Raw genomic sequence first — 12,212 nt, 5'->3', positions numbered from 1 at the left:
GCTTAATCTTGGCCGCAGGACTTGAGAACGAACCGCACTGTGCCGAGTAACTTGTTGATTCGTCTTTATCTTTGTAATTTTTGATCTTTACTCTCGGCGGCACATGGAAGATCTCAATAACCCATCAGGATGGTCGGATGAACACACCAACTCCACAGCAGGTTCAACCAGACACCCGCCTTTTCGGCCAGTGACTGTTGTCTTTACGCTCCAAGTTGCTCAAACCCCGAGGTCATGAATCTTTGAAACCCTACCCTATTCATTGTGTGTCGATCGTCATCCCGGTCTACAACGAACAAGAGAGCCTGCCTGAATTGCTGCGTCGCACGACGGCAGCCTGCAAGCAACTGGCCTACGAATACGAAATCATCCTGGTGGATGACGGTAGCCGCGACAAATCCGCCCAATTGCTCGAAGACGCCGCCGCCGAAGACGGCAGCAATGTGGTCGCGGTGATCCTCAATCGCAACTATGGCCAGCATGCGGCGATCATGGCCGGTTTCGAGCAGTGCCGGGGCGAAGTGGTGATTACCCTCGACGCCGACCTGCAGAACCCCCCGGAAGAAATCCCGCGCCTGGTGGAACAAGCCGCGCTGGGCTACGACGTGGTTGCCACCGTGCGCAACAACCGCCAGGACTCGGCCTTCCGCCGCTGGCCGTCGCGCCTGATCAACCTGGCCGTGCAGCGTTCGACCGGCGTTGCCATGAGTGACTACGGCTGCATGCTGCGCGCGTACCGCCGCACCATCGTCGACGCCATGCTCGCCTGCCGCGAACGCAGCACGTTTATTCCGATCCTGGCCAACGGTTTTGCCCGTCACACGACTGAAATCCTCGTACACCATGCTGAGCGCGAACACGGCGAATCCAAATACAGCGCCATGCGCCTGATCAGCCTGATGTTCGACCTGCTGACCTGCATGACCACCACCCCGCTGCGCCTGCTGTCCATCGTCGGCTTCAGCCTGGCGGGCCTGGGCGTGCTGTTCGCCGTTGCGCTGATCGTCCTGCGCCTGGCCTTCGGCGCCCAATGGGCCGGCGGCGGCACGTTCGTGCTGTTCGCGGTGCTGTTCGTGTTCACCGGCGGCCAGTTCATCGGCATGGGCCTCTTGGGTGAATACCTGGGCCGCATGTACAGCGATGTGCGCGCCCGCCCCCGGTTCTTTATTGAAAAAGTGCTGCGCAACCAACCGGCAGCACCGGCACCCGTGGTCGTCGTTGACGGCATGGTGTCCTCCCATACCACCGCTACTTCCCCTTCCGATCAGGTTTCGTCATGAATTCAAAAGCTGTTGTCTTCGCTTACCACGATATTGGCTGTGCTGGCATTGAAGCCCTGCTGACTGCCGGTTACGACATTGCTGCCGTGTTCACCCATGCCGATGACCCCAAGGAAAACAATTTCTACGGTTCCGTCGCGCAACTGTGCGCCCGCAAAGGCATCCCGGTGCATGCACCGGAAGACGCCAACCACCCGCTGTGGATCGAGCGCATCGCCAAGCTCAACCCGGATTTCATCTTCTCCTTCTACTACCGCAACCTGCTGAGCGAACCCCTGCTGGCCACCGCCCGCAAAGGCGCGTTCAACCTGCACGGCTCGCTGCTGCCGAAATACCGCGGCCGCGCGCCCGCCAACTGGGTGCTGGTCAAAGGCGAGACCGAAACCGGCGTGACCCTGCACCGCATGGTCAAGCGTGCCGATGCCGGCGCGATCCTGGCCCAGCAGAAAGTCGCGATCGAGCGTTCCGACACCGGCCTGACCCTGCACGCCAAACTGCGTGACGCCGCCAGCAGCCTGCTGCGCGACGCCTTGCCGCAACTGGCCGCGGGCAAACTGGCGGAAACCGCCCAGGACGAAAGCAAGGCCACTTATTTCGGCCGCCGCACTCCAGCGGATGGCAAGTTGGAATGGCAAAAAACGGCTGAAGAACTGTTCAACCTGGTACGCGCCGTGACGCAACCGTACCCGGGCGCCTTCTGCGCCGTTGGCGAGCACAAGCTGATCGTGTGGCAAGCCGAAGTGGTCCAGGGCAACGAAGGCCTGGCGCCTGGCCGCGTGATCAGCGTCAACCCGCTGCGCATCGCGTGCGGTGAAGACTCGCTGGTGATCAAGTTCGGTCAGCGCAACGACAACGGTCTGTACCTGGCCGGCCCGTCCCTGGCCAACGAATTGGGCCTGGTAGACGGTTCCGTCCTGCGCGGCGCCGAGTCCGGCCGCAAGCCACGTCGCACCCGCGTGCTGATCCTGGGCGTGAACGGCTTTATCGGTAACCACCTGTCCGAACGCCTGCTGCGTGACGACCGTTACGAAGTCTACGGCCTGGACATTGGCTCCGACGCCATCGAGCGCCTGCGCAGCCACCCGAACTTCCATTACGTGGAAGGCGATATCAGCATCCACACCGAGTGGATCGAGTACCACATCAAGAAGTGCGACGTGGTCCTGCCGCTGGTGGCCATCGCCACCCCGATCGAATACACTCGCAACCCGCTGCGCGTGTTCGAGTTGGACTTCGAAGAGAACCTCAAGCTGGTGCGCTACTGCGTCAAGTACAACAAGCGTGTGATCTTCCCGTCGACTTCTGAAGTCTATGGCATGTGCCAGGACCAGTACTTCGACGAAGACACCTCCAACCTGGTGGTCGGCCCGGTCAACAAGCAACGCTGGATCTACTCGGTCTCCAAGCAACTGCTGGACCGCGTGATCTGGGCCTACGGCGCCAAGGGCCTGAAGTTCACCCTGTTCCGTCCATTCAACTGGATGGGCCCGCGTCTGGACCGCCTGGACTCGGCACGTATCGGCAGCTCCCGTGCGATCACCCAGTTGATCCTGAACCTGGTGGAAGGTACGCCGATCCGCCTGTTCGACGGTGGCGAGCAGAAACGCTGCTTCACCGACATCGCCGACGGCATCGAAGCCCTGGCGCGCATCATCGATAACGACAACGATGTGTGCAACGGCCAGATCATCAACATCGGCAACCCGGAAAACGAAGCGAGCATCCGCCAGTTGGGCGAAGAACTGCTGCGTCAGTTCGAAGCTCACCCGCTGCGCAGCAACTTCCCGCCGTTCGCCGGTTTCCGCGACGTGGAAAGCAAGGCGTTCTACGGCACCGGTTACCAGGACGTGGCCCACCGCAAACCAAGCATCGAAAACGCCAAGCGCCTGCTGAACTGGGAGCCGACCGTGGAGATGAGCGAAACCATCGGCAACACCCTGGATTTCTTCCTGCGTGAAGCCATGCTCGAAATCGCGGACAAGCGCTGATGCAGGCAGGTCTTCGCATTGATGTCGACACCTACCGCGGCACCCGCGAAGGCGTGCCACGGTTGCTCGAGTCCCTGGATGAAGCCGGGGTAAAAGCGACGTTCTTCTTCAGTGTCGGGCCGGACAATATGGGGCGCCACTTGTGGCGCCTGATCCGCCCGCAATTTCTGTGGAAGATGCTGCGTTCCAACGCCGCCGGCCTGTATGGCTGGGATATCTTGCTCGCCGGCACCGCCTGGCCGGGCAAGCCGATCGGCCGCGACCTGGGGCACTTGATGCGCCAGGCCAAGGCCGCCGGGCATGAAGTCGGCCTGCACGCCTGGGATCACCATGGCTGGCAGGCCAACGCCGGACGTTGGAGCGACGCACAGTTGATCGAGCAGGTCCGACGCGGTGTGGACACCTTGAGCGACATCCTCGGTGAACGTATCGACTGTTCAGCGGCCGCCGGTTGGCGCGCCGATGAACGCGTGGTGCAAGCCAAGCAAGCCTTCAACTTTCGCTACAACAGCGATTGCCGGGGCACCAGCCTGTTTCGTCCGACCCTGGCCGATGGCAGCGCGGGCACCCCACAGATTCCGGTAGACCTGCCGACCTTCGACGAAGTCGTCGGGCCGGTGGTGGCTGCCAAGGATTTCAACGGGTTCATTCTCGACCGCTTCGCAGAGTCGAAGCTGAACGTCTACACGATCCACGCAGAAGTAGAAGGGATTCTGATGGCCAACGATTTTCGCCAGTTGCTCGCCCAGGCAGGGCAGCGCGGCATCCATTTCAAACCGCTGGGCGATCTGCTCCCGGCGGACGTCTCCACCCTGCCCCAGCAACAACTGGTGCGCGGCGCCCTGAGCGGCCGTGAGGGTTGGCTCGGAGTGCAGCAGGCATGATCCGCCGTTGGGCGCTGCCCCTGCTGCTGTTGGCATTCGGCGCATTTTATCTGTTGCCCCTGGCCACCCATGGCCTGTGGATTCCGGATGAAACCCGCTATGCACAGATCAGCCAGGAAATGCTGCTGACCGGCAAATGGGCGTCGCCGCACTTTATGGGCATTCGTTATTTCGAAAAACCGGCTGCCGGTTACTGGATGATCGCGCTGGGCCAGGCGATCTTCGGGCAAAACCTGTTCGGCGTGCGCTTTGCGTCGGCCTTGAGCACTGGGCTCAGCATTCTACTGGTGTACTGGGTGTCGCGCCGGTTGTGGAATGACCCGCACAAGAGCCTGGTCAGCACAGTGCTGTACATGAGCTTTTTCAGCGTCGTGGCGCTGGGCGGTTATGCCAACCTGGACCCGCAGTTCACCTTCTGGGTCAACCTGACCGGCGTGGCGCTGTGGTTTTGCTTCGACAGCACCACCCGCAACGGTCGCGTCGGGTCCTGGGCGCTGCTTGGGGTTGCCTGTGGCATGGGTTTCATGACCAAAGGCTTCCTCGCCTGGCTGCTGCCGGTGCTGATCGCCCTGCCCTACGCGATCTGGCAGAAGCGCTTGCGTGAGCTGCTCGGTTACGGCATGGTCGCCGTCGCCGTGGCGATTGTCATCAGCCTGCCCTGGGCGCTTGCGGTGCAGAGTCAGGAGCCGGATTTCTGGAACTTCTTCTTTTGGCATGAGCATATCCAACGCTTTGCCGGCGCAGACGCGCAGCACGCCGAGCCATTCTGGTACTACCTGCCGCTGCTGGTCGCATTCAGCCTGCCGTGGCTGGCGCTGTTGCCGTCCACCGTCAAGCAGGCCTGGCAGCAGAAGCGCGCGCCAGGCACCGCATTCCTGCTGTTGTGGCTGCTGATGCCGCTGGCACTGTTCAGCCTGGCCAAAGGTAAGCTGCCGTCCTACATCATGCCGTGCCTGCTGCCGCTGGCGTTGCTCATGGGTAACGCGCTCACCGACAAACTGGCCCAGGCCCGTGACCGTGCCTTGCGCATCAACGGCTGGCTGAACCTGATCCTCGGTGTCGTGGCCTTGCTCGCGCTGACGTGGTTCCAACTGAAAAAACCGCTGTACGAACACGGCCAGGAAACCCTCAGCCTGGTGCTGGTATTCACCGGCCTGTTCGGCTGGATCATCGCCAACCTGTTGCAGGTTGCACGCCCACTGAAACTGTGGGCCGCACCGGCGCTGGGCAGCTGGTTGCTGTTGGCATTGGCCCCGGCCGCGCTGCCCCATTCGGTGGTGTACAACAAGACGCCGGATCAATTCATCATCGACCACCTGCAGGAACTGCAACCGACATCCGCCCTGCTCAGCAATGACCTCGGCGCGGCATCGGCCTTGGCCTGGCGCCTGCAACGCACCGACATCACCCTCTATAACACCATCGGCGAAGTGAAATACGGCCTCGCCTACCCGGACGCCGCCCAGCGCAAGGTCGACATGACCCAGGTCCAGCAATGGATGAACGAGGCCCGCCGGCAAGGCTCTGTGGGCGTGGTGATGCGCGTCAAGGGTGACGAGGAGATCGCCGAAGTGAACCTGCTGCCCCCGGATGGCAAGCGCTATGAGCAAGGCAATATCGTGATCCTGATTTTCCCGCAGGTTGCGCCATGATCACCCTGTTCCTGTTATTGGCCGCCTGCCTGCTCACTTGCATGGGCCAGGTCGCTCAGAAGTTCGCCGTGGAAAGCTGGCGCGACCAGCCTGACGGTTGGGCCCTGAAACTGCGCTCTGCCTGGTTGTGGGCCGCGCTGTTGTGCCTGGGTTTTGGCTTGTTGGTCTGGCTGCTGGTGCTGCAGCGCCTTGAAGTCGGGATTGCCTACCCGATGCTCAGCCTCAATTTCGTCTTGGTCACGTTAATGGCGCGCTTCGTATTCAAGGAGCACATCGACACCCGGCATTGGCTGGGTGTGGCGCTGGTGATTGCCGGCGTCGTGCTGCTGGGGCGCCAGGTATGAGCCGGGCTCGCGGGTTTGCCTTCGCCCTGGGCAGTGTCGGCCTGGTCAGCGCCGCCCAGTTGGGGATGCGCTGGAGCATGACGCGCCTGCCCCTGCCGGACGAATGGCTCGGCGCATTCAGCAGCAACGCCATCGACCTGGGCGCCCTCGGCGTGGTGAGCCTGGCAATCCTCGCTTATGCGCTGTCGATGCTGTGCTGGCTCTGTGCGCTCAAGGATTTGCCCCTGGGCCGCGCCTATTCGCTGCTCAGCATCAGCTACGCGCTGGTCTACCTGTTGGCCGCCAGCCTGCCGGTGTTCAACGAACATTTTTCGCTTTCAAAAACCCTGGGGGTGGCCTTGGTCATCCTCGGTGTACTGGTTATTAACTCTCGTCGTGCTAGCACAGCAAGCCCCAGGAATGCCCCATGAAAATCAGTGTATTTGGTAGTGGTTACGTCGGTCTGGTACAGGCCACTGTATTGGCCGAAGTCGGTCACGATGTCATCTGCATGGACGTTGATCAACACAAGGTCAGGCAATTGCAGCAGGGCCATGTGAGCATTTTCGAGCCAGGGTTGGCGGCGATGGTCAAGGAGAACCTTGAAAGCGGACGATTGAGCTTCACCTTCGATGAAAAGCTCGCTGTCGAACATGGCGAAGTGCTGTTTATCGCGGTGGGTACGCCGTCGGATGAAGACGGTTCGGCGGACTTGAAATACGTGCTGTCGGTCGGCGATGCGGTTGCCCGCCATCGCATCGAGCCGGTGATCCTGGTGGAAAAATCCACTGTACCCGTCGGCACCGGCGACACTTTGCGCGCCCATATCGAAAAGGCCCTGCACGGGACCGGCCGGCACCTGGAGTTCGATATCGTCTCCAACCCGGAATTTCTCAAGGAAGGTTCGGCGGTTGCCGACTGCCGCCGCCCGGACCGCATCATCATCGGCTGCGAGCGTGAAGCAGTGCGCGAAGTCATGCGCGACCTGTACGCGCCCTTCAACCGCAACCACGATCGCATCATCTTCATGGACCTGCGCAGCGCCGAACTGACCAAGTACGCCGCCAACTGCATGCTGGCCACCAAGATCAGCTTCATCAACCAGATCGCCGAGCTGGCCGAACACCTGGGGGCGGACATCGAAGCGATACGCCTGGGCATCGGCGCCGACTCGCGCATCGGCTATCACTTCATCTACCCAGGCTGCGGCTACGGCGGCTCGTGCTTCCCCAAGGACATGCGCGCGCTGATCCACAGCGCCAAGCAGGCCCATTGCTCGAGCGACCTGCTCGAAGCCGTCGAAGCGATCAACCAACGCCAGAAGAGCAAGCTGTTTGAGCGCATCAACGCCTTCTTCAAGGGCGACCTGCGCGGCAAGACCTTCGCCCTGTGGGGCCTGGCCTTCAAGCCCAACACCGACGACATGCGCGATGCCCCGAGCCGCGTGTTGATGGAAGCGCTGTGGGCAGCCGGCGCCAATGTGCGCGCGTTTGACCCCGAAGCCATGCAGGAAACCCAGCGGATCTACGGCGACGACCCACGGCTGATGCTGATGGGCACTCCGGAATCCACCCTGAGCGGCGCCGATGCGCTGATCATCTGCACAGAATGGCAGCAGTTCAAGGCACCGGACTTCGACCTGATCCACCAACGCCTGAACACTCCGGTGATCTTCGATGGGCGCAACCTGTACGACGGCGAGCGCCTGGCGCGCAAAGGCTTCCAGTACTTCCCGATGGGCCGTGGCGACTCCTGCCAGTTGCCGATTCCCCAGCAACAGTGGGTGCCGCAAGCAGGGGAAGCCTGACAAGTGAACGATCAAATGCCCCAACTGATGAACGCAGCGATCCGGCGCCAGTCGCTGGGGTTGGCGCTGCTGGCGTTGCTGTTATTCATCGCCGGTAACTGGCACCAGGCAATCATCGGGTTTGACTCGCGCTTCGTGGTATTCGCCCAGGAGATGCTGCGCCATGGGCCGAGCTTCTTCCCCACGACCTACGGGCAACCGTATGCCGATTACCTGGCGACCTCGACGCTGATGACGTGGCTGCTGTCCTTGCCCCTGGGCCAGGTCAACAGCTTCACGGCCTGGTTGCCGACGTCCATCGCTTCGGCGCTGATCGTCATGCTGGTGTATCGCCTGACGGCGCCCTACTCCCAGCGCTGGGGCCTGCTGAGTGTTGCGCTGCTGTTGCTCAGCAGCACGTTTATCAGCGAAACCCGCGCTGTGTCGCTGGACCAGATGCTCGCGGCCGTGGCCCTGACGGTGTTCTACCTGGGTTATGCACATGATCACTTCGGCGCCGCCAAGCGCTTGCATTGGCTGTACCTGCTGTTGATCGTGGGCTTTGCGATCCGTGGGCCGATTGGCCTGGTGATTCCCACGGGCGTGCTGTGCAGCTACTTCCTGATCAACCGCCAATGGCGCCAACTGTTCAGCTTCGGCCTGTTGGCCCTGGCACTGCTGGGGGCGTGCGTCGGCCTGCTGTTGCTGCTGGCCAAGCTCAGTGGCGGCGAAGCGTTCATGCAGGACGTGATCCGCATGCAGTTCCTCGGGCGGATGGATGGCAGCGAAGGCTCCAGCGGTGCGTTGTATTACTTCAGCAGTTCCCTGGGAAATTACGCGCTGGCTTACCCGCTGGCGTTGCTGGTGCTGCTGGCGATAGCGCTGGGCGGCCGACGCGCACCTGATCCAGCGTTGCAGTTGGTGCTGTACTGCGCCGCGGCCGGCTTGCTGGTGATGCTCGGCTTGTCGGTTCCCCAGGCGAAGAAAGCGCGTTACGTGCTGCCGATGCTGCCGATGGCGGCCATTATTGCGGCGTATCCGTTTCAAGTCGCCCACGGCCGGTTGTTCGGCTGGCTGCGCGGCTTGATGCTGAGCCTGTGGACCGTGTTGCCTGCGTTGCTGATCGCCGGGCTCTGGATGGCGCGCCCGCGTTACCCGGAGCAGTTGGCGCACATCGGCTGGGTGTTGGGCGTGCTTGGCGTGCTTCAAGTGCTGGCGTTGGTGGCAGTGTTCCAGGCACGCCTGCGCATGCTGGCGCCGGCGCTGACCGCCGTGCTGGCGGTATGGACCACCTATATTTGGGTGGTCGAGCCACTGGAGCGTAGCCTCTATGACACGCGTACCTTCAGCCTGCAAGTCCAGGCCCAGGTCAACCAGCAACCGGCGCCCGTCGTGCTGCATGCGCTGGGCAAAGATGCCAAAGCCATCAAGTTCATCGTCAACCTCGATTGCGACCGAGTGCCGTTGTTCACACAGCAGCCCGCCGACCTGGCGACGTTGCAAGGCCCGGCGTGGCTGGTCATGAGCCAGGACGACTTCGAAGCCTTGCAAGACCCGCGATTGCGCTCGATCACACCGACGCTCACCGGCACGTTCGACAAGAATCCCTACGTGCTGCTGCACTTGGACAAACCCCTCCGACCTTGACCGCGCCGGCGGCAGCCGGCCAGTTGAGTCCATTATTTTTGTATTTAACCTGCATTAATATGCATTGGCGACCTTGCATCGCGCTCGGCACACTACGCAGGTTCCTCCCCCAAATGCAGGAACTTTCAAGGGCTTTTCCGGGAAACCAGACAAGCCTTTTTTTTGCCCGCTGTTTATGGAAGTTGTCGATGCTCGCTCGCTGGTTACCCGCCGCCATCAATACCCGCCCTGCCGAATGGAGCCGTGCCGCGATCGGCATGGCCTTGGGCACTCTGCTCAGCGTATGGGTCTGCGCCCAAGTGTTTGGCATGGAGGTCGCCCTGCACCTGCTTGGCCCGCTGGGCGCGTCGGCCGTGCTGCTGTTTGCCGTTTCATCCGGCGCCCTGGCCCAGCCGTGGTCGATCATCGGCAGCTACCTGTGTGCGGCCGTGGTCGCGCTGTTGGTCGCGCGGGTCCTGGGGCGCACCTTGGGCAGCGCCTGCCTGGCTGCGGGCATGACCGTGATCCTGATCTGCTGGCTGCGCTGCCTGCACCCACCCGCGGGAGGCCTGGCGATGACGCTGGTACTGGCCGATCCGGCCTCGGCGGCGCTCGGATGGCAGGAACTGCCGGTGGTGATGCTCGGCGCCGGAGCGCTATTGACCTGCGCACTGGCCTACAACAATGCCACCCGCACGCGCTATCCCAAAGGTGCAAGCGAGTCGCCGACAGCGATCTTTAAGGATGCCAGGGCCGCGCGCGACCCGGCGATTACCGCCGCCGACCTGAAGCTGGCATTGGCCGAGATGGAACAGTTCTACGATGTGGAACCCAATGAACTGGAACAGTTGATCCACGCCGCAGAAACCCACGCGCGCCGCCGCAGTATCGGTGAGGTGCTGGCAAGCCGTGTCAATTGAGCCCATGTATGGCGCACGACGAGTGGCGTGTCCACAGAGTTGCGACGCAGTACACGGCGGCTAAAGTTCTAACTATGTCAGTGGTTCACTTGAGGTCTGGAACGCCGTAACCCAGTAGCGAAGACACGCAGAGTCTGGCTGAGGGTTACGGCATGAACGAATGTCTGCAACACCTGCTTCGCACCCCATTATTTGCTGCTCGAGAACGTCACCACCTCCCCCTCAGGGCCTACATGGACCTGACCATCAGGCGTATGCACGCCATTTTCAATGCCGGGGTGATCAACAATGACATGTGGCTCGGCCAACCGGACGAATCACATTTCAGGGCGCTGTGCGAACAGATCGGCGTGATCGGTGCCTACGATTACGCACTGTATTCCTCGCTGGTCGACCACATGATCGCCGCCAACGCCTTACTGACCCAGGGCAGCCCGGAGCAAGTGGCGCGCTACCGCGATGAAGTCATTCAGATGCGCGCTGTGTATGCCTTTGGCTGCACTGAAATCGCCAGCGGCTCCGACGTGCGTAACCTCAAGACAACCGTTACCTACGATCCTGCCCGGCACTGCCTGGTGCTCGACTCACCGTGCGCCGGCGCCTGTAAGTACTGGATCGGCAACAGTTTGTATGCCGCCCAGGTGGCGATGGTACTCGCGCGATTGCAGGTCAATGGCGAAGACCAGGGGCACCACTGGTTTCGCGTGGTGATTCGCGACGCGGAGAACGGCCCGTTGCGCCCGGGTGTCAAGGTCATGGCTTGCGACCCCAAGGGCGGCATTCACGCCAATCAGGTCGGCGGTTTGCGCTTTTGCCAGATGCAGCTGGACACCGACGCCTTGTTGCAACGCCACGCCAGGTTTACCCGCAACGGCCAGTTCGTCAGCGACCTGCCCAAAAACGAACGCTTTATCAATGCACTGGAGACGTTCCTCCAGGAGCGCCTGCTGTTGATGGCCGCCTCGCGCCTTGGCGCGGGATTGAGCGCGCACCTGGCCTATCAATTCGCCCGCCACCGCCTGACACAGGCCGGCCCGCTACTGGGCAACCCGCTGTTTCGCCAGCGCTTGTACAACGTCCAGCTCAAGGCATTGGCCCTCAAGTATCTTGAGCAAGCCATCCTCGAACGCTTCGAAGCGCAATGGCCGCAGACCGAACGGCGCAAAGACCTGCACATTCTCGCGGCATTAAGCAAATGCATCGGCACCTGGATGGGCCTGGAAGTGATCGCCCAGTGCCGTGAGTTGTGTGGTTCACAAGGGTTTCACCACTACAACCAGATCGTCACCCTGCGCATGGACTTCGAGATCAGCCCGACATTCGCCGGGGACAACAGCGTGATGGCCTACCAAGTGATCAAGGATGCGCTGTCCCGTCCGCGATTTGACCGGGTTGCGCCCTGTAACCCGGGCCAGGCAATCGAGCGGAGCATTGTCCGGCAGTGCCGGGACGCCGGTGATTTTTCCCACCCGCAAGCGGTGGGGCTGACTTACGCCCGCGCCCTCGATCTGATCATTCAGGCGCTCGAAGGCCAGCCGCTCGAACCGGGCCTGCTGCGCGACTTGATTGCAGTGTTTGTCGCCTATTTGCACCGCTGGGGCCTCGCTCACGATGACGAACCGTGCGCCAGCATTGCGCGCATTGCCTGCCTCGGCGACTGGCTGAAGCCGCCTGACGAGCTGGTCGACGCGCCTATCGCGAAAGCCGACTACATCCAGCAGTTCACCCGCGCATTGTATGAGGATCAATAACC

At 61.9% G+C, this 12,212-nt stretch carries 10 protein-coding genes; all 10 read left to right on the top strand.

Annotated features, from left to right (window positions below; genetic code table 11):
• Positions 1-242 precede the first annotated feature (242 nt).
• The 10 genes from arnC to AC07W0_RS04365 all read left to right on the top strand — a co-directional run bounded on the left by arnC (position 243) and on the right by AC07W0_RS04365 (position 12,210).
• Entirely contained in the window at positions 243-1,280 is a 1,038-nt protein-coding gene (gene arnC / locus AC07W0_RS04410; RefSeq protein ID WP_102617092.1) for an undecaprenyl-phosphate 4-deoxy-4-formamido-L-arabinose transferase, read from the top strand.
• Positions 1,277-3,268 (top strand): bifunctional UDP-4-amino-4-deoxy-L-arabinose formyltransferase/UDP-glucuronic acid oxidase ArnA, encoded by a 1,992-nt coding sequence (gene arnA / locus AC07W0_RS04405; protein WP_102617091.1) that lies wholly within the window; start codon positions 1,277-1,279, stop codon positions 3,266-3,268. The genes arnC and arnA overlap by 4 nt, the downstream gene beginning before the upstream one ends.
• A complete protein-coding gene (gene arnD / locus AC07W0_RS04400) occupies positions 3,268-4,152 on the top strand; it encodes a 4-deoxy-4-formamido-L-arabinose-phosphoundecaprenol deformylase (RefSeq protein ID WP_046489491.1) in 885 nt (294 codons plus the stop codon). Before arnA ends, arnD begins: the two co-directional genes overlap by 1 nt.
• Positions 4,149-5,804 carry a lipid IV(A) 4-amino-4-deoxy-L-arabinosyltransferase gene (arnT, locus tag AC07W0_RS04395; protein WP_102617090.1) on the top strand — a complete coding sequence of 552 codons (1,656 nt, stop codon included), beginning with the start codon at positions 4,149-4,151 and terminating at the stop codon, positions 5,802-5,804. Before arnD ends, arnT begins: the two co-directional genes overlap by 4 nt.
• Positions 5,801-6,148 (top strand): 4-amino-4-deoxy-L-arabinose-phosphoundecaprenol flippase subunit ArnE, encoded by a 348-nt coding sequence (arnE, locus tag AC07W0_RS04390; protein WP_017846250.1) that lies wholly within the window; start codon positions 5,801-5,803, stop codon positions 6,146-6,148. The genes arnT and arnE overlap by 4 nt, the downstream gene beginning before the upstream one ends.
• The gene (arnF, locus tag AC07W0_RS04385; protein ID WP_046489489.1) at positions 6,145-6,558 is read left to right on the top strand and encodes a 4-amino-4-deoxy-L-arabinose-phosphoundecaprenol flippase subunit ArnF; all 414 of its coding nucleotides are present in this window, start codon (positions 6,145-6,147) and stop codon (positions 6,556-6,558) included. Before arnE ends, arnF begins: the two co-directional genes overlap by 4 nt.
• On the top strand, positions 6,555-7,934 hold the full coding sequence (locus AC07W0_RS04380) for a UDP-glucose dehydrogenase family protein (RefSeq protein WP_102617089.1): 1,380 nt from the start codon (positions 6,555-6,557) through the stop codon (positions 7,932-7,934). The genes arnF and AC07W0_RS04380 overlap by 4 nt, the downstream gene beginning before the upstream one ends.
• Positions 7,935-7,949: 15 nt before the next feature.
• Positions 7,950-9,560: an ArnT family glycosyltransferase gene (locus AC07W0_RS04375; protein ID WP_102617088.1), complete on the top strand. Its 1,611-nt coding sequence runs from the start codon at positions 7,950-7,952 to the stop codon at positions 9,558-9,560.
• A gap of 188 nt (positions 9,561-9,748) precedes the next feature.
• On the top strand, positions 9,749-10,459 hold the full coding sequence (locus AC07W0_RS04370; protein ID WP_017846254.1) for an HPP family protein: 711 nt from the start codon (positions 9,749-9,751) through the stop codon (positions 10,457-10,459).
• A 233-nt stretch (positions 10,460-10,692) separates the two neighbouring features.
• Positions 10,693-12,210 (top strand): acyl-CoA dehydrogenase family protein, encoded by a 1,518-nt coding sequence (locus AC07W0_RS04365; RefSeq protein ID WP_102617087.1) that lies wholly within the window; start codon positions 10,693-10,695, stop codon positions 12,208-12,210.
• Positions 12,211-12,212: the final 2 nt, after the last annotated feature.

It is taken from the genome of Pseudomonas sp. GW704-F2 (assembly GCF_059423025.1).
This window is presented reverse-complemented; position numbering and strand designations above follow the sequence as displayed.

What these genes read in the sequence shown, in the direction of transcription:
- arnD (WP_046489491.1), top strand. Translation starts at nt 3,268, where the DNA reads ATGCAGGCAGGTCTTCGCATTGATGTCGACACCTACCGCGGCACCCGC.
- arnA (WP_102617091.1), top strand. Translation starts at nt 1,277, where the DNA reads ATGAATTCAAAAGCTGTTGTCTTCGCTTACCACGATATTGGCTGTGCT.
- arnF (WP_046489489.1), top strand. Translation starts at nt 6,145, where the DNA reads ATGAGCCGGGCTCGCGGGTTTGCCTTCGCCCTGGGCAGTGTCGGCCTG.
- arnT (WP_102617090.1), top strand. Translation starts at nt 4,149, where the DNA reads ATGATCCGCCGTTGGGCGCTGCCCCTGCTGCTGTTGGCATTCGGCGCA.
- arnE (WP_017846250.1), top strand. Translation starts at nt 5,801, where the DNA reads ATGATCACCCTGTTCCTGTTATTGGCCGCCTGCCTGCTCACTTGCATG.
- AC07W0_RS04375 (WP_102617088.1), top strand. Translation starts at nt 7,950, where the DNA reads ATGCCCCAACTGATGAACGCAGCGATCCGGCGCCAGTCGCTGGGGTTG.
- AC07W0_RS04370 (WP_017846254.1), top strand. Translation starts at nt 9,749, where the DNA reads ATGCTCGCTCGCTGGTTACCCGCCGCCATCAATACCCGCCCTGCCGAA.
- AC07W0_RS04380 (WP_102617089.1), top strand. Translation starts at nt 6,555, where the DNA reads ATGAAAATCAGTGTATTTGGTAGTGGTTACGTCGGTCTGGTACAGGCC.
- AC07W0_RS04365 (WP_102617087.1), top strand. Translation starts at nt 10,693, where the DNA reads ATGGACCTGACCATCAGGCGTATGCACGCCATTTTCAATGCCGGGGTG.